The 18675-nt window shown below is 73.6% G+C and carries 20 protein-coding genes; 11 read left to right on the top strand and 9 right to left on the bottom strand.

Features of this window, described 5'->3' with window-relative positions; genetic code table 11:
- Positions 1 to 191 precede the first annotated feature (191 nt).
- From ACFV1W_RS02315 to ACFV1W_RS02305, 3 genes are read right to left on the bottom strand one after another with little or no spacing between them, the layout of a single operon-like run.
- Complete coding sequence (locus ACFV1W_RS02315; protein ID WP_380412236.1) at positions 192 to 650, bottom strand: DUF6113 family protein; 459 nt, start codon at positions 648 to 650, stop codon at positions 192 to 194.
- Positions 647 to 1558, bottom strand: coding sequence for an N-acetyl-1-D-myo-inositol-2-amino-2-deoxy-alpha-D-glucopyranoside deacetylase (gene mshB, locus ACFV1W_RS02310; protein ID WP_380412233.1), 912 nt, complete (start codon positions 1556 to 1558; stop codon positions 647 to 649). The genes ACFV1W_RS02315 and mshB overlap by 4 nt, the downstream gene beginning before the upstream one ends.
- Before the next feature lie 31 nt (positions 1559 to 1589).
- Positions 1590 to 1784 carry a DUF2304 domain-containing protein gene (locus tag ACFV1W_RS02305; protein WP_380412230.1) on the bottom strand — a complete coding sequence of 65 codons (195 nt, stop codon included), beginning with the start codon at positions 1782 to 1784 and terminating at the stop codon, positions 1590 to 1592.
- Positions 1785 to 2094: 310 nt separating this feature from the next.
- Between ACFV1W_RS02305 and ACFV1W_RS02300 the strand changes: the two genes are divergently transcribed.
- The 4 genes from ACFV1W_RS02300 (at position 2095) to ACFV1W_RS02285 (ending at position 7376) form a co-directional block, all read left to right on the top strand.
- Positions 2095 to 4248, top strand: coding sequence for a prolyl oligopeptidase family serine peptidase (locus tag ACFV1W_RS02300; protein ID WP_380412227.1), 2154 nt, complete (start codon positions 2095 to 2097; stop codon positions 4246 to 4248).
- 181 nt (positions 4249 to 4429) lie between these two features.
- The gene (locus ACFV1W_RS02295; protein ID WP_380412224.1) at positions 4430 to 5389 is read left to right on the top strand and encodes an ABC transporter ATP-binding protein; all 960 of its coding nucleotides are present in this window, start codon (positions 4430 to 4432) and stop codon (positions 5387 to 5389) included.
- Positions 5386 to 6108 (top strand): ABC transporter permease, encoded by a 723-nt coding sequence (locus ACFV1W_RS02290; RefSeq protein WP_380412221.1) that lies wholly within the window; start codon positions 5386 to 5388, stop codon positions 6106 to 6108. The genes ACFV1W_RS02295 and ACFV1W_RS02290 overlap by 4 nt, the downstream gene beginning before the upstream one ends.
- An 8-nt stretch (positions 6109 to 6116) precedes the next feature.
- Positions 6117 to 7376, top strand: coding sequence for a sensor histidine kinase (locus tag ACFV1W_RS02285; protein WP_380412218.1), 1260 nt, complete (start codon positions 6117 to 6119; stop codon positions 7374 to 7376).
- 10 nt (positions 7377 to 7386) lie between these two features.
- Here ACFV1W_RS02285 and ACFV1W_RS02280 read toward each other — a convergent pair whose 3' ends face one another.
- Positions 7387 to 7875: a GNAT family N-acetyltransferase gene (locus ACFV1W_RS02280; RefSeq protein WP_380412215.1), complete on the bottom strand. Its 489-nt coding sequence runs from the start codon at positions 7873 to 7875 to the stop codon at positions 7387 to 7389.
- 107 nt (positions 7876 to 7982) lie between these two features.
- Between ACFV1W_RS02280 and ACFV1W_RS02275 the strand changes: the two genes are divergently transcribed.
- The gene (locus tag ACFV1W_RS02275; protein ID WP_380412212.1) at positions 7983 to 8612 is read left to right on the top strand and encodes a response regulator; all 630 of its coding nucleotides are present in this window, start codon (positions 7983 to 7985) and stop codon (positions 8610 to 8612) included.
- Here ACFV1W_RS02275 and ACFV1W_RS02270 read toward each other — a convergent pair.
- Both ACFV1W_RS02270 and ACFV1W_RS02265 read right to left on the bottom strand, forming a co-directional pair.
- Entirely contained in the window at positions 8609 to 9517 is a 909-nt protein-coding gene (locus ACFV1W_RS02270) for a transglutaminase family protein (RefSeq protein WP_380412209.1), read from the bottom strand. The two genes, ACFV1W_RS02275 and ACFV1W_RS02270, sit on opposite strands and share 4 nt — an antisense overlap.
- A gap of 31 nt (positions 9518 to 9548) precedes the next feature.
- The gene (locus ACFV1W_RS02265) at positions 9549 to 10505 is read right to left on the bottom strand and encodes a GNAT family N-acetyltransferase (protein ID WP_380412206.1); all 957 of its coding nucleotides are present in this window, start codon (positions 10503 to 10505) and stop codon (positions 9549 to 9551) included.
- 187 nt (positions 10506 to 10692) lie between these two features.
- Here ACFV1W_RS02265 and fdxA point away from each other — a divergent pair, with 187 nt between their 5' ends.
- A complete protein-coding gene (gene fdxA / locus ACFV1W_RS02260; RefSeq protein ID WP_030287402.1) occupies positions 10693 to 11019 on the top strand; it encodes a ferredoxin in 327 nt (108 codons plus the stop codon).
- 20 nt (positions 11020 to 11039) lie between these two features.
- Positions 11040 to 12203, top strand: a complete 1164-nt coding sequence (dapC, locus tag ACFV1W_RS02255) for a succinyldiaminopimelate transaminase (RefSeq protein ID WP_380412203.1) — start codon at positions 11040 to 11042, stop codon at positions 12201 to 12203.
- A 58-nt stretch (positions 12204 to 12261) separates the two neighbouring features.
- On the opposite strand, the gene ACFV1W_RS02250 is transcribed toward dapC, so the two are convergent.
- Both ACFV1W_RS02250 and ACFV1W_RS02245 read right to left on the bottom strand, forming a co-directional pair.
- Positions 12262 to 13074 carry a hypothetical protein gene (locus tag ACFV1W_RS02250; RefSeq protein WP_380412200.1) on the bottom strand — a complete coding sequence of 271 codons (813 nt, stop codon included), beginning with the start codon at positions 13072 to 13074 and terminating at the stop codon, positions 12262 to 12264.
- 308 nt (positions 13075 to 13382) lie between these two features.
- Positions 13383 to 14450 (bottom strand): hypothetical protein, encoded by a 1068-nt coding sequence (locus ACFV1W_RS02245; RefSeq protein ID WP_380412198.1) that lies wholly within the window; start codon positions 14448 to 14450, stop codon positions 13383 to 13385.
- 145 nt (positions 14451 to 14595) lie between these two features.
- Between ACFV1W_RS02245 and dapE the strand changes: the two genes are divergently transcribed.
- Together dapE and ACFV1W_RS02235 are read left to right on the top strand one after the other, a co-directional pair.
- Positions 14596 to 15672, top strand: coding sequence for a succinyl-diaminopimelate desuccinylase (gene dapE / locus ACFV1W_RS02240; protein WP_380412195.1), 1077 nt, complete (start codon positions 14596 to 14598; stop codon positions 15670 to 15672).
- 112 nt (positions 15673 to 15784) lie between these two features.
- Positions 15785 to 16594 (top strand): TIGR00730 family Rossman fold protein, encoded by an 810-nt coding sequence (locus tag ACFV1W_RS02235; RefSeq protein WP_380412192.1) that lies wholly within the window; start codon positions 15785 to 15787, stop codon positions 16592 to 16594.
- Between the two features lie 62 nt (positions 16595 to 16656).
- On the opposite strand, the gene folP is transcribed toward ACFV1W_RS02235, so the two are convergent.
- Complete coding sequence (gene folP / locus ACFV1W_RS02230) at positions 16657 to 17469, bottom strand: dihydropteroate synthase (protein ID WP_380412445.1); 813 nt, start codon at positions 17467 to 17469, stop codon at positions 16657 to 16659.
- Positions 17470 to 17649: 180 nt separating this feature from the next.
- On the opposite strand from folP, the gene ACFV1W_RS02225 reads away from it, so the two are divergent.
- Both ACFV1W_RS02225 and ACFV1W_RS02220 read left to right on the top strand, forming a co-directional pair.
- Entirely contained in the window at positions 17650 to 18078 is a 429-nt protein-coding gene (locus ACFV1W_RS02225; protein ID WP_380412189.1) for a DivIVA domain-containing protein, read from the top strand.
- Positions 18075 to 18671 (top strand): DNA-3-methyladenine glycosylase I, encoded by a 597-nt coding sequence (locus ACFV1W_RS02220; protein WP_380412186.1) that lies wholly within the window; start codon positions 18075 to 18077, stop codon positions 18669 to 18671. Before ACFV1W_RS02225 ends, ACFV1W_RS02220 begins: the two co-directional genes overlap by 4 nt.
- Positions 18672 to 18675: the final 4 nt, after the last annotated feature.

Here is an 18675-nt window from a genome sequence, read left to right as displayed (position 1 = left end):
TTCGTGGTCGCCGGGCCTGGGGCAAACGGCGGTCGGGTACGACGTACTGCGGGACCACCATACTGGGAAGAACTGAGCGGTGAACGGCTTCGGACAGATCCTGATACGTCCGGTTCCTCCGGTATGAGAGTACGGCGGAGTGGTCCTGACTGCGCGTTGTGTGCGCTACCGTACGCGGCTGCCCGGCGGGGTCAGCGAGGGGGGTTGGGCACTCCGGGGAACCAGCTGGTGCGGGTGGGCAGGGTGGCGCAGATCACGCCCAGGATCGAGCCGACGAACAGCCAGGCCAGCGAGGTGGCGTTCGACCACAGCACGTTGTCGCCCTCCGGCCGGGGCACCATCAGCAGCAGCATCGCCAGGAACCAGCCGGCCGCGGGCGCCGCGGCGCCCAGCCGGGTGCCGGTGACCCGCAGGCCCGCGTAGAAGGTCGCGGCGGTGGCGGCGAGCGCCAGCAGAATTCCCACGGGCGGCCACAGGGCCTGCACAAAGGATCCGCAGACGGACACCGCGATGCCCAGCAGGAAGAACAGGACATACGCCGCGATCCGGGCGAAGCGCGGGGGTTGGGGCTCCGCCAGGCGCTGCTCGCGGGTGCCGAGGACAGCCACCGCGATCGAACGGCGCTTCGGCTTGGCGGCGGGCGCGGTCATCGGGCGTTCCCCTCGCTGGGAGTCGGGTCGGTGGTGTCGAGGCCCGCGAACAGGTCGCGTTCGGGCCGCTCCGGGCCGGCCTGGCCGTGTACCAGCTGGTAGTACTCGGTGGCGAACAGCGGCTGGCCGAGGTGGTTGGAGAGCGCGAAGGAGGAGCCGTCCACGGTGATCTGGGTGGCGTGCGCGGCCATCGCGGCGGCCTTGCGCCCGGCGTGCGCGGTGCCGTCCAGCACGGTGGTAACCACCTCGTCGTCCACCACCCCCGGCACGTCGGCGGGTTGGGCGGTGCCCGGGAAGGCCGCCTCGGCGGCGGTCGCGGCCAGCCCGGCGTCGAGCACCGAGCGGGGCATCCGGTTCCAGTACACCTTGGCGATCCGCCAGGGGGCGCCCAGCTCCGGGCGGTGCGCCGGGTCCGCGGCCAACTCGTGGGCGCGCATCGCGACCCGGTGCGCCTGGATGTGGTCCGGGTGCCCGTAGCCGCCGTTCTCGTCGTACGTGACCAGCACCTGCGGCCGCACCTCGCGGACCACCGCGACCAGGTGGTCCGCCGCCTCGTCCACGTCGGCCCGCCAGAAGCAGCCGGGGGCGTCGTTGTCGGGCACGCCCATCATCCCGGAGTCGCGGTAGCGCCCCGGGCCGCCGAGGAAGCGGAAGTCGGTGACGCCGAGGGCGCGCATCGCCTCGGCCAGCTCGCCGATCCGGTGCGCGCCGAGGGTGTCGTCCCGATCGGCCGTCAGGTGGGCCAGCTCCGGAGGGATCACCTCGCCGCCCTCGCCGAGGGTGCAGGTCACCAGCGTGACCTGGGCGCCCTCGGCGGCGTACCGGGCCATCGTGGCGCCGTTGCCGATCGACTCGTCGTCGGGATGGGCGTGCACCAGGAGGAGGCGGCGGCCGGTAGTCGCGGTCATGGGAGGAAGCCTAACGACCGCGGCCGGGGGGTCAGAGCTTCAGGCCGTTGATCATCCCGGCGAGGTTGGTGGTGACCTGGCTGATCGACGGGGCGATCGAACTGGAGGCCAGGTAGAAGCCCAGCAGTGCGCAGACGATGGCGTGCGCGAGCTTGAGGCTGGAGCGGCGGATCAGCACCACCACGATGACGAGCATCAGCACGGCTGCGGAGACGTTCATGGCCATGTCGGCTCATACCCCTTCTCGGGCGCCGCCCCTTGGGGAGGGCGGCGGTGGGAGCGTACGGGAACGGGGGTCGGGTGACCGGGGCCCGGGACGGGGCCGACGGTCACTCGCCCACCAGTCATACCCGATGAGTAAGGGGAGCATTACATTCAGTGAGTCCGCGCGTGCCGGAGTACCCGGGCAGCCGAGGGGCGCGTGGGCCGGTCGGAGGGGGTTTGCGCCTCTTTGGGGCGTACCTGGGGACGATGCTCCGAACGAGTGATCGTCAGTCACCCGGCAGTCGGAGTCAGCCGTCATAGGGTCTGGTGCCATGACCTCCCACACCCCTGCGGACACCTTCCCCCGGCAGTACGCGCGGACCCTGCGCTACACGGTCGGCGCCCCCCGCTCCTTCTCCGTCGCACCGGACGGCTCGCGGGTCGTCTTCCTGCGCTCGCGCTCCGGCAGCGACCGGGCCAACCTGCTCTGGACCCTCGACACCGCCACCGGCGAGGAGCGGATCGCCGCCGACCCGGCCGTCCTGCTCGGCGGCGGCGAGGAGGACCTCTCCCCGGCGGAGAAGGCCCGCCGCGAGCGCAGCCGGGAGGGCTCGGCCGGCATCGTCGGCTACGCCCTGGACGCGGAGGGCCGGCTGGCCGCCTTCGCGCTGTCCGGCCGGCTGTTCACCGCCGACCTGCTCACCGGCGACGCCCGCGAACTCCCCGCCCGGGGCCCGCTGCTGGATCCGCGGCTCTCCCCGGACGGCACCCACGTCGCCTACGCCAACACCGCCGGAGAACTGCGGCTGACCCGTACCGACGGCACCGGCGACCGGGCGCTCGCCGAGCCGGACGGCCCCAACGTCACCTGGGGGCAGGCCGAGTTCATCGCCCAGGAGGAGATCGACCGCGACCGCGGCTTCTGGTGGTCCCCGGACGGCGAGCGGCTGCTGGTCGAGCGCGCCGACGACAGCCCGGTGCGCCGCTGGTGGATCGCCGACCCGGCCAACCCGGGCCGGGAGCCCGCCGAGGTCGCCTACCCGGCCGCCGGCACCGCCAACGCCGAGGTCGGCCTCTGGCTGATCGACCTGCAGGGCGGGCGCACCGAGGTCTCCTGGGACCAGGAGGCCTTCCCGTACCTGGCCCGGGTGCACTGGACCGAGGGCGGCGTCCCGCTGCTGCTGGTCCAGTCCCGCGACCAGCGCGCCCAGCAGGTGCTCGGCCTGGACACGGCCACCGGCGGTACCGAGGTGCTGTTCGAGGAGCGCGACGAGGCCTGGCTGGAGGCCTTCCCGGGCGTGCCGGCCTGGACCCCGGACGGCAAGCTGGTGCGGATCTCCGACGAGGGAGGAGTGCGGGCGCTGGTGGTCGGCGACCAGGCCGTCACCGGAGCCGACCTGCACGTCCGCTCGGTCGTCGCGGTCACCGAGCGGGAGGTGTTCTTCAGCGCCTCCGGCGGCGCCGGGGAGACCGACCCCGAGCCCGGCTGGATCGCCGTCGGCCGGATCAGCCACGACGGCAAGCAGCTGGCCTGGGAGTCCGCCAACGGCCGCCCGTTCACCTCCGTCACCAGCGCGGTGCACGCCGGCGGCATCACCGTCCGGGCCACCGCCGAGCCCGACCTGCCCGGCACCCTCGTGCAGGTCGCCCGCGACCTGCCGGAGGGCGTGGTGGTCGACGACGTCGCCACCATCGCCTCGTACGCCGAGACCCCGGTGATCACCGCCCGGCCGGTCTTCCGCTTCGCCGGCGAGCGCCGCATCCCCTCCGCCGTCTTCCTGCCCACCGGCTACGAGCGCGAGCGCGACGGCCTGCTGCCCGTCCTGATGGACCCGTACGGCGGTCCGCACGGCCAGCGCGTCGTCCAGGCGCACAACCCGCACCTCAACTCGCAGTGGTTCGCCGACCAGGGCTTCGCGGTGGTCGTCGCCGACGGGCGCGGAACCCCGGGGCGCGGTCCGGCCTGGGAGAAGTCCGTCGCCTTCGACTTCGCCGGGGCCACCCTGGACGACCAGGTCGAGGCGCTGCGGGCGCTCGCGGAGGAGTTCCCGCTGGACCTCGACCGGGTCGCCATCCGCGGCTGGTCGTACGGCGGCTACCTCGCCGCGCTCGCCGTGCTGCGCCGCCCCGACGTGTTCCACGCGGCGGTGGCCGGGGCGCCGGTGACCGAGTGGGAGCTGTACGACACCCACTACACCGAGCGCTACCTGGGCCACCCGGCCGAGTGGCCGGAGGTGTACGAGGCCAACTCGCTGACCGGGTACGCGGCCGGGCTGGAGCGCCCGCTGATGATCATCCACGGGCTCGCGGACGACAACGTGGTGGCCGCCCACACCCTGCGGCTCTCCTCGGCCCTGCTGGCCGCCGGGCGCCCGCACACCGTGCTGCCGCTGTCCGGCGTCACGCACATGACCCCGCAGGAGGAGGTCGCGGAGAACCTGCTGCTGCTCCAGGTCGACTTCGTGAAGCGCTCGCTGGGCCGGTAACCCGTTCCGACCAGCGCGATCCGCGGCCGGTACCCCCGTGCGGGGTGCCGGCCGCCGGCATGACATCCGTCATGCCGAAGGCACGACGGCCGACACTGCCGCCGTCCCCCGCCCGCGCGGGACTCTGAGGTGGTGCGGACAGGACCGCACGCGACAACCGTCAGGGGAGAGGAGCCGGGCGATGGTCTCCGAGGTGGCCGCCTTCCGCGGCGTCGGCAAGAGCTACGGACGGGTGCGCGCCGTGGACGGGCTGGACCTGGTGCTGCGGCCGGGCGAGACCGTCGCCCTGCTCGGCCCGAACGGCGCCGGCAAGTCCACCAGCCTGGACCTGCTGCTCGGCCTGCGCGAGCCCGACCAGGGCAGCGTCACGCTGTTCGGCGGCACCCCGCGGGCGGCGATCGCCGACGGGCGGGTCGGCGCGATGCTGCAGAGCGGCGGGCTGATGACCGACGTCAAGGTCCGCGAGCTGGTCGAGCTCGCCTGCAAGGTGCACCCGCGCGGTCGGTCGGTCACGGGGGTGCTGACCGACGCCGGGATCACCGAGATCGCCGAACGCCGGGTGGACAAGCTGTCCGGCGGCCAGGAGCAGCGGGTCCGCTTCGCCCTGGCGATCGCCGGCGACAGCGACCTGATCGTGCTGGACGAGCCCACCACCGGCATGGACGTCAGCGTCCGGCAGGGGTTCTGGGCGAGCATGCGCGCCCAGGCCGACGCCGGCCGCACGGTCCTGTTCGCCACCCACTACCTGGAGGAGGCCGACTCGATCGCCGACCGCGTCCTGGTGCTGCACCGGGGCCGGCTGATCGCCGACGGCAGTTCCGCGGAGATCAAGGCGCGGGCCGGTACCCGCCGGATCGCCTTCGAGATCCACGACGTCGACCTCTCCTCGGCCGCCCCGTTCGACGAGGCCGTGCTGCGCGCCCTGCCCGGCGTGCAGTCGCTGGACGTCACCGCCCGCGTCCCGGGGGTGCGGACGGTGCGGATCCGGACCGCCGACGCCGACGCGGGTGTGGCCGGGATCTACCGGGCGGGCCTGTACCCGCGCGGCCTGGAGGTCACCGGGGTCGGCCTGGAGCAGGCCTTCCTGACCATCACGGGCGAGCTGGACAAGCAGGACCTGGCAGAGGAGAGCGCGCGATGACCACCCTGATCAAGCTGGAGATCCTGCGGACCCTCCGCAACCGGCGCTACCTGTTCTTCACCGTCGTCTACCCGGCACTGATGTACGTCTTCTTCATCAACGCCTACGGCGCGGGCAACCAGGCCGGCGGGCTGCCGGTGAAGACCTACTTCATGGTCTCGATGGCCACCTTCGGCGCGGTCGGCGCGGTGCTCACCGGCAACGCCCAGCGGATCTCGCTGGAGCGCAAGAGCGGCTGGACCCGCCAGCTGCGGCTGACCGCCCTGCCGGGCCGGGCGTACACCGTCGGCAAGATCGCGGCGACCGCGGTGACCACGCTGCCGGCGATCCTGGTGGTCTTCGCGGTCGGCGCCGCGCAGGGCGTCTCGCTGGGCGTCGCGCAGTGGATCGGGCTCGCGGCCGCGCTGTGGCTGGGGAGTTTCGTCTTCGCCGCGCTCGGGGTGGCGCTCGGCTACGCGGCGGCGCCGGACGCGGTTCAGCCGATCGTGATGATCACCTACATGGCGATGGCGCTGCTCGGCGGCACCTGGTTCCCGGTGAGCGGCTCGCTGGAGAAGTTCGCCAGGTTCAACCCGGTGTTCCTGTACAACAAGCTGGCCACCTTCACCCAGCCCGGGCGCTCCCTGGACCTGGTCGCGGTCGCCGGTCTGGCCGCCTTCTTCGCGGTGTTCGCCGCCGCCGCAGCGGCGCTGTACCGGCGTGACACCCGGCAGGCATGATGATCGACATGAGTGACGCGCGCCAGACCCACCGTTCCGACGAGCAGCCGGAGGCGGGCGCGGCGCGCGCCGGGTTCATGAGCGTCCCCGGCACCCCGGTGGAGACCAGGCGGCAGATGCTGGTCAAGGTCGCCTGGATGCTGCTCTGGATGACCTACCTGGCCTACCCGGCGGGCAACCTGGTCAACGGTGGCCACAGCCCGGCCGGCCAGGTGTTCGGCTGGGCCTGCCTGGCGGTCTTCGTGGTCGCCTACGTGCTGCTGGTGATCTTCCGCTCGCAGGCGGGGATGAGGCCGCGGGCCTGCCAGGTGGTCGTCGGGGCGATGATCGTGCTCGCCGTGGCCTCCTCCTTCGCGCTCGGCGGCGCCTTCCTGACCATGTTCATCTACGCCTCGGTGTGCCTGGCGGTCATCACCCCGCCGAACCTCGCGCTGCGCGCGCTGGTCGGCATGGCCGCACTGACCGCGGCGACCGGTCTGGTGATCCACGCCGGGAACGACAACATCTCCACCTTCGCCCTCACCGCCTTCCTCTCCGGCGTCGCGATGGCCGGCCTGCAGCGACTGGTCGCCACCATGAAGGAGCTGCGCGAGGCCCGGGCCGCGGTGGCCCACCTGGCCGCCTCCGAGGAGCGGCTGCGGCTCGCCCGCGACCTGCACGACCTGCTCGGGCACTCGCTCTCGCTGATCACCCTGAAGAGCGAGCTGGCCGGGCGGTTCATGGACGCCGGCAAGGACGAGGCGGCGCGGGCGCAGGTGGCCGACATCGAGCAGGTCGCCCGGCAGTCGCTGATCGACGTGCGGGAGGCCGTGACCGGCTTCCGCCGCCCCACCCTGCCGGTCGAGCTCGCCGCCGCCCGGACCGCCCTGTCCGCGGCGCAGGTCCGGCTGGAGGCCGCGCCGGATCTGGTGGACGCCTGGCCGTCGCTGGCCGACGAGGAGGCGGGCGCGCTGGCCTGGGCGCTGCGCGAGGCCGTCACCAACATCGTCCGGCACGGCGAGGGCGCCACCGTCTGCACGGTGACGGCGGACGAGACCTGGGAGGGCAGTGGCGAGCGCTACGCCGTCCTGGAGATCACCGATGACGGGCGCGGACCGGGCAAGTCCCAGCCGGGCAACGGCCTCTCGGGCCTGGAGGAGCGCCTCGCCCTGGTCGGCGGCCGCCTGGCGACCGGCCCCGGTGAGCGCGGCAAGGGCTTCCGGCTCCGGGCCTCCGTGCCACTGCGGACGGCGCCGGCGACCACCGGGCCGTCCAAGGTGGCCTCCTGACCCTGACCGCTCAACCGCCGTCCAGGTCGCGGTGGTAGCGGACGGCCGGGCGGCCGTCCAGCACGCACTCGCCGGTGACGGCGAAGCCGTTGTGGGCGAGGACGGCCATCGAGGCGGGGTTGTCGAGGGTGGTGGCGGCGGTCAGCGACCGCAGGCCGTAGGTGCGGGCGGCCAGTGGGAGGAGCTGGGCGACGGCCGCCTTGGCGAGGCCCCGGCCGGCTGCGGACTCGGCGATCCGGTAGCCGAGTTCGGCGCTGCCGTCGACGAGGTCCATCAGGTTGACGCGGCCGACCAGGGCTCCGGTCGGATCGAGGATCACGTGGAACCGGCAGATGCCCGCGGCCTGCTCGGCGAGCAGTGCGGCGTGGCGCTCGTCGAACCGGGCGAAGTAGGCGTCGCCGCGGTCGGGCACGGTACGGGCGAACCAGGCCCGGTTTGCGAGTTCGAAGGCGAGCACGGCGTCGGCGTGGTCGGGGCGCAGCGGCTCCAGGATCGGCATCCGGCCAGTCTGGTGTCCACCGCCCCGGTGGACCACCGAATTCCTCCCGCGGACCGACCTCCGCCCCTGGCGGATGGTCAGGCCCGCTCGGCTCTAAGGTCGTCGCCATGGGTAACGCAGAGAACGGTCCCTCGATCCGCGTGCTGCTCGCCGAGGACCAGGGGATGGTCCGGGAGGCGCTGGCGGCGCTGCTCGGACTGGAGGGGGACATCGACGTCGTCGCGCAGGTGGGCCGCGGGGACGAGGTGGTGGCGGCGGTGCTGGCGAACGACGTGCAGGTCGCCGTGCTGGACATCGAGATGCCGGGCATGACGGGCATCGAGGCGGCCGCCGAGCTGCACCGGCAGGCGCCCGGGACGAGGGTGGTCATCGCGACGACCTTCGGGCGTCCCGGCTACCTGCGCCGGGCGATGGAGTCCGGGGCGGACGCCTTCCTGGTGAAGGACGCGCCCGCCTCCGAACTGGCCGAGGCGATCCGCCGGGTGCTGCGCGGCGAGCGGGTGATCGACCCGGCGCTGGCGGCGGCCGCGCTGGCTGAGGGTGCCAACCCGCTGACCGCGCGCGAGCGGGACGTGCTGGGCGCGGCCGCGGACGGCGCGGTGAACGCGGACATCGCCAGGCGGCTGCACCTGTCGGAGGGAACGGTCCGCAACTACCTCTCGATGGCGATCCAGAAGACCGAGGCGCGCAACCGCACCGAGGCGGTCCGGATCGCCCGCGAGAAGGGCTGGCTCTAGTTGAGCCGGTGGCGGGCCGCCCGGGCCTCCTGGCGGACCTTGGCGGCGGTGTCCGGGTCGAAGGCGTCCAGGATCTGGGCGTAGGAGTCCATCTCCGCCGAGCCGCGGAGGAAGTCGCCCATCCGCACCAGGAGTTCGGCCCGTTCCAGCCGGAGCTGGGCCGGGTGGCGGGGGAGCAGCAGGGCGAGTTCGGTGGCCCACAGCTGGGTGCGGGCGTGCTCGGGCCGGTCGGCGGCCCAGATCCGGATGTTGCCGAGCACCCGCAGCACGATGTCCAGCGGCTGGGCCGGGGTGAGCAGGGCCGGGGTGAAGTCCTGCCCGGCGGCGGCGACCAGGCGTTCGACGTCGGCCGGGTCGAGAAGCCGTCCGCCGTGGAAGGGGTCAGCGAGGACGTACTCCTCGCCGCCGGCCGGGCCGCCGACCGCGACGATGAAGTGGCCGGGCAGCGCGATGCCGTGGACGGTGAGCCCGGCGCGCCGCCCGACCTCCATCCACACCAGCGAGAGCATGATCGGCAGTCCGCGCCGCCGTCGCAGCACGTCGGGCAGCAGCGAGGACTCCAACCGCCGGTAGTCGGACTGGCGCCCGTGGAACCGCTCCCGCCCGCCGAGCACGGCGGCGAGCAGGGCGGCGGTCTCCTCCGGCCCGGAGGGCGAGCGTTCGGCGACGGCGACCCGGACGGCCGTGGCGTGCCGGTCGAAGGCGGCCGCGCAGGCGGCCAGCAGGGCGTCCACGCCGGGCGGCTCGCCCGGATCACCCGGGTCGAGGACGGGGTCGTGCTCGGCGGCGGCGAGTAGGCAGAGCAGCACCGGGTCGGGCTGCTCGGCGCGGGCGGCGGTCCGGAAGCGGTCTCTGCTCTGCTCGGTCACGGTGACGGCGGCGGCCTTCGTACGACGGACGGACAAGCGGACATACCAGGGCGGAACGGTCGGGCGGCTACTCCTGGGGAAGGAGCGCGTAGTGGTAAGTGTGACTGGTCGTGAAGCCGAGTCCGTCATAGAGCGCGATCGCACCGCCGTTCTCCGCCTCGACCTGCAGATACGCGCCGCTCGCGCCCTCCTCCGCCGCGCGGGCGGCGAGCACCGCCATGACCGCCGTCGCCAGTCCGGCCCGCCGGGCGTACGGCTGGACCTCGATCGCGCCGAAGCAGGCCCACGGGCCGTCGATGACGCAGCGTCCGATCGCCAGCGGGGGCTGCCCCTCGGCGCCGGGGACGGCGGCGAACCAGACCGAGGGGCCGCCGTGCAGGACCTGCCGGGCGGTCTCCTCCACGGCCGGGTCGGCTCCCACCCGGCGGTACAGCGACATCCAGTCGGCGTCCGCCGTCCGGGAGAGCCGTACCCTCTCGTGCCCGGTGCCGGCCCGGGAGACCGCGGCCAGCGGCGCGGTCAGCACCAGGGTGGGCGCGTAGCCGGCGCCCAGCCGGTCGAGTTCGGCACGCAGGTCCCCGGGCGACCCGGGGGTGATCACCTCGACGTACGCGGGCAGTCCGCGCGCCGCGTACCAGGCCCGCAGGGCGGCCAGCGCCCGGGGCAGCGGCAGTCCCGGGTCGCCGAGCGCCTGGACGGAGTTGGCCCGCCGGGTGAAGCCGGCCGCGGCGCGCAGCGTCCACTCGCCGAGCTGCTCCTGCTCGACGGCCGGCCAGCCCCGCCCGGCGATCCGCTGCAGCTCGACCGGAGTGGTGGCGGGCAGCGGCGCCCGCCGGGCCGGGAACGGCGGCACGACCTTGCCCGCGACCAGCAGCTTCTCCGGGAAGGCGACCGGCCCGCCCGAGCGCGGCTCGATCACCAGCCCGTCGTCGTCCCACGATGTGAGAACGCCGATCACATCGCGGAAGACCGGCCGGTCGTCCGCGAACTCCGAGAGGCGGCGCGCGGAGACGCGAAGTCCCACGTCAGAGCGATCTATCCGGACTTCTGGACGGCTCTCCAGCGGGTCTCGGGTCATGATCCGGCCACCTCCTGTGCATTTGCGGTCCTCGACCCGCGATACTAGGGGCGGGCATCGACGACGCCGCGCTCACCGCGCACGCGAGCAGAACAGAACGGGCCGCCAGGCCCTTCCGAGGAGGAACGACAGCGTGACCTACGTCATCGCGCAGCCTTGTGTCGACGTGAAGGACAAGGCGTGCATCGAAGAGTGCCCGGTTGACTGCATCTACGAGGGCCAGCGTTCCCTCTACATCCACCCGGATGAGTGTGTCGACTGTGGCGCTTGCGAGCCGGTCTGCCCGGTCGAGGCGATCTTCTACGAGGACGACACTCCGGAGGAGTGGAAGGACTACTACAAGGCGAACGTCGAGTTCTTCGACGACCTGGGTTCGCCCGGTGGCGCCTCGAAGCTCGGCCTGATCGAGCGGGACCACCCGTTCATCGCGGCCCTGCCGCCGCAGAACGCCGACCACTGACGATCGGTGGCTACTGAGCTGTGAGCACGAACAGCACGCGCGCGCCGTTCCCGGGCCACCCGGGGGCGGCGCGCCGCGTTTCCGACCGGCTGCCCGTCTTCCCCTGGGACAAGCTGGAGCCCTACAAGGCCACCGCCCTCGCCCATCCCGGTGGCCTCTGCGACTTCTCCGTCGGCACCCCCGTCGACCCGGTCCCCGAGGTGATCCAGAAGGCGCTGGCCGCCCACACCGACACCCCCGGCTACCCGACCGTCTGGGGCCCGCTGGAGCTGCGCGAGGCGATCGCCGGCTGGCTGCACCGCCGCTGCGGCGCCGACATCGGCCCCCGGGCCGTCCTGCCGACCGTCGGTTCCAAGGAGCTGGTGGCCTCGCTGCCCACCCAGCTCGGCCTCGGCCCCGGCGACCAGGTCGCCTACCCGCGGCTGGCCTACCCGACCTACGAGGTGGGCGCACGGCTGTGCGGCGCCGAGCCGGTCGAGTACGACTCGGTGGAGGAGCTGGACGGCTCCCGGGTGCGCCTGCTCTGGGTGAACTCGCCGTCCAACCCGACCGGCCGGGTGCTCGGCGGCGACGAGCTGCGCCGCGCCGTCGAGTGGGCCCGGGAGCACCGGGTGCTGCTGGTCAGCGACGAGTGCTACTTCGAGCTGGGCTGGGAGGCCGAGCCGGTCTCCGTGCTGCACCCGGATGTCTGCGGGGGCCCTGCCGACGGAACGCAGCACGAGGGCCTGCTGGCCGTCCACTCGCTCTCCAAGCGCTCCAACCTGGCCGGCTACCGCGCGTCCTTCGTGGCGGGCGACCCGGTCGTCGTGGCGGAGCTGCTGGGGCTGCGCAAGCACGGCGGCATGATCGTGCCGGCACCCGTCCAGGCGGCGACGGTCGCGGCGCTGACGGACGACGCCCACGTGGCCGAGCAGCGGGAGCGGTACGCGGCCCGGCGCTCGGCGCTGCGGGCGGCGCTGGAGGCGTACGGCTTCCGGATCGAGCACTCCGAGGCGAGCCTGTACCTGTGGGCGACCCAGGACCGCCCGTGCTGGGAGACCGTGGCCGAACTGGCCTCGATGGGCATCCTGGTGGCGCCCGGTGACTTCTACGGGCCGTCCGGCGACCGCTTCGTCCGGGTCGCGTTCACCGCGACCGACGAGCGGGTCGCCGCGGCCGTGGAGCGGTTGGCCGCGGCGCGCTGACGACACACCGAAGGGGCCGGCGCTTCGAGCGCCGGCCCCTTCGGCTCACCCGGAAGGGTTACAGCGGCAGGCCGTTGATGTCGCCGCCGTTGACGCCGTGCAGCAGGCCGCCGACCGGGCCGAGCGCGCCGGTCAGGCCCGACAGGCCGGACAGCGGGCTGTTCGGGCCGAGGTCGGCGCCGCCGAGCCGGTTGGCCGAGCCGTGCTCCGCGAGGCCCAGGACGTCGGTGGCGGGCAGGCCGTCGGGCAGCGCGTGCTCCACCGGGCCGAGCGGCAGGGCGCGCTCCACCGCGCTGGTCGGCAGGGCGTCGGTGACGGCGTTGGTGCCGGGTACGGCGCTGGAGAGCTTGTCGGCGCCGGGCAGCCCCTGGGTGAGGGCGCCGGTCCGGGAGAGGCCGCCGATCGCGCCGGTGCCGGCGGTGGCGCTGCGGGTGCCCATGCCCTTGCCGGTGACGGCCTCGCCGAGCTTGCCGGCCAGGGTCGAGGCGACCTTCGGGGTGACGCCGGAGAGCTGGCCGGTGGTGGCGGCGGTCTGGTCGACCGGCGCGGTGAGCGAGCTGGCCTTCTCGTTCGCCTCGGGGAGCTGCTGGGCGACGATGTTGCCCGCGGCGTCGGCGGAGGCCGGCACGCCCGCGGCGACGGTGGCCGCGCCGGTGGTGCCGGCCGCCTGGCCGAGCTGGTGGGTGGTGTGCTGCAGGGTGGAACCGGTGTCGGTGTTGGTCAGCTGGCCCAGCGGCGCCGCGAGGTCGCTCTTGGGAAGCAGGGCGTCCCCGCCCAGAGCGGACGCGGAGCCGGCCGCGACCAGCGGGGTCGCTCCGGCCGCCACGACGAGCGCGGCCTGGGCGATCCGGCGCGTGAGGGGGTGAGACATGGGGCTCCTCGAAGGGGTCTGGGTCCGTCCCGTCCGCCGGGTGGACGATCCGAGCGCGGACGGGACCTGGCGGACGACGTTGTTACCGCTTGAGGAGCCAGAAGGTTTCGGCCTGGGCGGCAAAGCGTCTGGCCGATCATCGGATCGTACGACTGCAGCAGGGGCGTTCCCTGGCCCCCGTCGGCACCGTCCGACCGCCGCCGGACAAGGGAAGTGACGGTTCGCCACCGGGGTTCGCCGGAACGGGGGGTCGGTCCACCGGAGTTGACCGGAATCACCCGTCCGGCGGCAACCCGAACGACTGTGCGTCAGCCCTTGTCGGACGTCGCCAGGGTGACCTGGACGAGCTTGGTCGACGTCCCCGAGGTCTGGGTCTGCCAGCCGTCCTCGGACTCGGTCTTGCGCCAGATCTTCCCGTCGTAGGCGACCGTCGCGATGCCCAGCTGCTGAGCCTGGGCGACCGCCCAGTGGGCCACCTCCCAGCCGCTGGCCCGCTCGGCGCTCGCCCCGGCGTCGGCCCCGGAGTCCGCCGAGGAGGTCAGTGCGGCGGTGGCCGGGTCCGGGGTCAGCGCGACGGCGTTCTCGGCGCCCTTGATGGTCGAGGCGTAGCCGGTGGCCGGGGTGACGGTACGGCCGAACTCCCGGCGCACCCGGTCCGACAGCACCTGGGTGCGGTCCGGCAGCGCGACCGGGGTCGCCGTGGCGCCCGCGGTCGGCGACGTCGAGTCGGCCGGGTCCGGCTTGGCGTAGTCGTGCACCACGCAGCTGAACGAGGCGGGCTCACGGCCGGCCAGCGCCGCCGTGAGCAGCGTCGCCTTGGTCTCGTGCTTGGCGTACGCCTGCGGGTAGCCGCTCTTCTGCACCGCCTGGGCCGCGTCGGTCAGCGGCATCCGGGTGTAGCCCGGGACCTTGATCAGACCGTCCAGGAACTTGTTCGTCGCGTACACCGGGTCCGCGATCTGCTCCGGGGTGCCCCAGCCCATCGAGGGCCGCTGCTGGAACAGGCCGATCGAGTCCCGGTCGCCGCCCGCGAGGTTGCGCAGCTTGGACTCCTGCATCGCGGTCGCCAGCGAGATCGAGGTCGCCCGGTCCGGCAGCCCGCGCGAGCGCGCCACCGCGGCGATCGTCGCGGCGTTGGCGGCCTGCGGCAGCTCCAGCGTGCCGCTGCCCGCCGCGGTCTTCACCGTGCACTCCTCCGAGGCGCCCTGCCGGAACCCGAACCACCAGATCCCGACCACGGCCAGGCCGGCGACCATCGCCAGGCCGAGCAGTCCGACCAGCACGAGCAGCAGCGCGCGCACCGGACCGCGGCGGCGGGGCGCCACTTCGTCGCCCGGCTCCTCGCCCAGCTCCTCGCCGTGCCTTCTCCTGGCCACCCTCGCCCCTCTCGTGCCCGGCATCTTGATCCGACACCGTACCCACTCGGACGGGTGTACGGCGCACTCCGGTTGCCGATCCGCGGGCGTTCCGTGTCACAGCGCGACCACACAGGGCACACGGCCGCGGGACTAGGCTGACGCCATGAGCAGCCCGAACCCGACGCCCCTGGACCTGACCCTCGACGGTGGCGCGCTGACCGCCCGCCTCGTCGACTTCCCCTCGGTGAGCGGCGACGAGCAGGCGCTCGCCGACGCCGTCGAGGTGGCCCTGCGCGGACACCCGCACCTGACCGTGGACCGTTACGGCAACAACGTGGTGGCCCGGACCGACCTGGGCCGCGCCGAGCGCGTCGTGCTGGCCGGGCACCTGGACACCGTACCGATCGCCGACAACCTGCCGTCGTACGTCGAGGGAGACCTGCTCTACGGCTGCGGCACCTCGGACATGAAGTCCGGCGTGGCCGTCGCGCTGCGGCTCGCCGCCACCCTGACCGAGCCCAACCGCGACCTGACCTACGTGTTCTACGACTGCGAGGAGGTGGAGGCCCACCGCAACGGCCTCGGCCACCTCGCCAGGGACCGCCCGGCGTGGCTGGCCGCCGACTTCGCGGTGCTGATGGAGCCCAGCGAGGCCACGGTCGAGGGCGGCTGCCAGGGCACCCTGCGGGCGCAGGTCCGGCTGACCGGCGTGCGCGCCCACTCGGCCCGCAGCTGGCTCGGCGACAACGCCATCCACCGCGCCGCCGAGGCGCTCACCCGGCTCGCGACGTACGAGCCCCGCCGGGTGGAGATCGACGGCCTGGAGTACCGCGAGGGCCTCAACGCGGTGCGGATCGACGGCGGCGTGGCCGGCAACGTGATCCCGGACGAGTGCGTGATCACCGTCAACTTCCGCTTCGCGCCCGACCGCAGCGAGGCCGACGCGGAGAAGCACGTCCGCGAGGTCTTCGACGGCTTCGAGCTGACCGTCACCGACTTCGCCCCCGGCGCCCTCCCCGGTCTCTCCCAGCCCGCCGCGAAGGCCTTCCTGGCGGCCACCGGAGGCCGGGCCCGCGCCAAGTTCGGCTGGACCGACGTCGCCCGGTTCAGCGCCCTCGGTATCCCGGCGGTCAACTACGGCCCGGGCGACCCGAACTTCGCGCACAAGCGGGACGAGCACTGCTCGCTGGCCGCCATCGCCGAGACCGAGGACCGGCTGCGCGCCTGGCTGACCAGCTGAACCGAAAGCGTTCGGGACCGGTCGGACCGACGGTCGAACTCCACCTTCCGGTTGCCCAACCGACCTTCCCCCGTTGCCTGAAAACGGGGGAGGGCGGGCGTAGGGTTTCGTCATGACAGGCACAGGAGACGACAAGCACTACGGACACGGCCCCGAGCAGGTCGGCGTGCCGCGGAAGAAGAAGGCCTGGCCCGAGAAGCAGAAGGGCCCGGTGCTGGTGCGCCGGGACCAGGTCGGAACCAGCACCACGGACCAGCGCCTGCTGGACACCACGGGGCCCACCGACTGGCTGCACACCGATCCCTGGCGGGTGCTGCGGATCACCTCCGAGTTCGTCGAGGGCTTCGGCGCCCTCGCCGAACTCCCGCCCGCGATCAGCGTCTTCGGCTCGGCCCGGACCCCGGCCGGCTCGCCCGAGTACGAGGCCGGGATCGCCATCGGCCGGGCCCTCGCCGAGGCCGGCTACGCGGTGATCACCGGCGGCGGCCCGGGCGCGATGGAGGCCGCCAACCGCGGCGCCACGGAGGCCGGCGGCCTCAGCGTCGGGCTCGGCATCGAGCTGCCCTTCGAACAGGGCCTCAACGAGTTCGTCGACCTCGGGCTGAACTTCCGTTACTTCTTCGTCCGCAAGACGATGTTCGTCAAGTACGCGCAGGGCTTCGTCGTCCTGCCCGGCGGACTCGGCACGCTGGACGAGCTGTTCGAGGCGCTCACCCTGGTGCAGACGAAGAAGGTCACCCGCTTCCCGGTGATCCTCTACGGCAGCGCCTACTGGGGCGGCCTCTACGAGTGGCTGAAGAACACCCTGGTCGCGCAGGGCAAGGCGGCCGCGCAGGACCTGGAACTGTTCCACATCACCGACGAGACCGACGAGGTCCTCAAGATCCTCGCCGAGGCCCGTCGGCCCGTGAACGGGATCTGAGGCGTGTCGGAGCCCTGGCCGCGAGCGCCCCGGAGGCGGGCCGAGCGCCGTCGAGGGGGCCGCTACGCCAGCCCCCGGCGGGCGACCGCCGGGGGGCGGGTGCCCCGGATCGAGGCGACCATGTCCAGCACCTGGCGGGTCTCCTCGACCTGGTGCACCCGGTAGACCCGGGCGCCCAGCCAGGCCGAGACCGCGGTGGTGGCCAGGGTGCCGAGCAGCCGCTCGTTCACCGGCCGGTCCAGGGTCTCGCCGACGAAGTCCTTGTTGGAGAGCGAGACCAGCACCGGGAAGCCGGTCGCGGTCATCTCCGGCAGCCGCCGGGTGGCCTCCAGCGAGTGCCGGGTGTTCTTGCCGAAGTCGTGGCCCGGGTCGATGATCACCGCGTCCCGGCGCACGCCCAGCTCCACCGCCCGCTCGGCGAGCCCCACGGTGACCCGCAGGATGTCCGCCATCACGTCCTCGTACCCGACCCGGTGCGGCCGGGTGCGCGGCTCGGCGCCGCCCGCGTGGGTGCAGACCAGCCCGACGCCGTGGCGGGCGGCCACCTCGGCGAGCTTCGGGTCCACCCCGCCCCAGGCGTCGTTCAGCAGGTCCGCGCCCGCCTCGCAGACCGCCTCGCCGACCTCGTGCCGCCAGGTGTCCACGCTGATCACCGCCCCGGGGTGGCGCTTGCGCAGCTCGGCCACGAAGGGCACGGTGCGCCGCAGCTCCTCCTCGACCGTGACCTCGTCGCCGGGGCCGGCCTTCACCCCGCCGATGTCCAGGATCGCCGCGCCCTCGGCCATCGCGCGGTCGGCGGCGGCGAACGCGGCCTCGTCGGCGAAGGTCGCGCCCTTGTCGAAGAACGAGTCCGGCGTCCGGTTCACGATGGCCATGATCACCAGCTCGTCGTCACCGAATTCGCGCGGTCCCAGGCGCAGTGCCACCGATGTCTCCTCCACAGCTCCCACGGGTGCGATGATGGCCCCCGGCCTCACCAGGGACCATGCTGTCATGATCGGCCCGGTTCCCTGGCACCTCGGAGGAGGCCGACCGGGAGTTCGGGAGGACAGCTCGTGTTCTGGGTGATCGTGGTCGCCATGGCCGTGGTGGTCGGCGGCGCCGCGCTGGTGGCGCTCGGCGGGGGCGGCTCGATGCCGGAGGCGGTGCCCGACCGCATCGCCGCGCGGCTGCCGCAGGACCGACCGCTGAACAAGGCGGACGTCGACGACCTGCGCCTGCCGATGGCCGTGCGCGGCTACCGGATGGACGAGGTGGACGACGTCCTGGACCGCCTCGGCGCCGAACTCGCCTACCGCGACTCGCGGATCGCCGAGCTGGAGGCCGCCGCCCACCTGCGCGGCGCGGTCGAGGCCACCACCGCCCCCGACCCGGCCGCCGAGCCGCTGCCCGGCCTGGAGTCCTTCGCCGAGGTGGTCAAGCCGACCGTCGTGCTCGGCAAGGAGCCGGCCGCCGAGGACGCGAAGCCGGTGGAGGACCGGTGACCGGGGTCTCCGCAGGAGCCGTGCTCGGCGCGGACGGCCTGCGCCGCTGTGGCTGGGGCGACTCCACCGACGACTACCGCGTCTACCACGACACCGAGTGGGGCCGCCCGGTGCACGGCGACGACGCCCTGTTCGAGCGGGTCTGCCTGGAGGCCTTCCAGTCCGGCCTGTCCTGGCTGACCATCCTGCGTCGCCGGGAGGGCTTCCGGGCCGCGTTCGCCGGCTTCGAGATCGGCAAGGTCGCCGAGTTCGGCGAGGCCGACAAGGAGCGGCTGCTCGCCGACACCGGCATCATCCGCAACCGGGCCAAGATCGAGGCGGCGATCGCCAACGCCAGGGCCGCCCGCGACCTGGACGGCGGACTGGACGCGCTGATCTGGCAGTTCGCCGCCGACCCGGCCCGGCCGGCCCCCCGCACGCTGGGCGAGGTGCCGGCCATCACCCCCGAGTCGACGGCGCTGGCGAAGGCGTTGAAGAAGGCCGGCTTCCGCTTCGTCGGCCCGACCACCGCCTACGCCCTGATGCAGGCCTGCGGCCTGGTCGACGACCACCTGGCGGACTGCCACGTCCGCACCGGCGGCGGGAAGCGGTAGGAGG

Source organism: Kitasatospora sp. NPDC059648 (genome assembly GCF_042734825.1).
In the GTDB taxonomy this organism is placed as follows: Bacteria; Actinomycetota; Actinomycetes; order Streptomycetales; family Streptomycetaceae; genus Kitasatospora.
The sequence above is the reverse complement of the archived record's forward strand: the minus strand, read 5'-3'. Positions and strand labels throughout refer to the sequence as shown.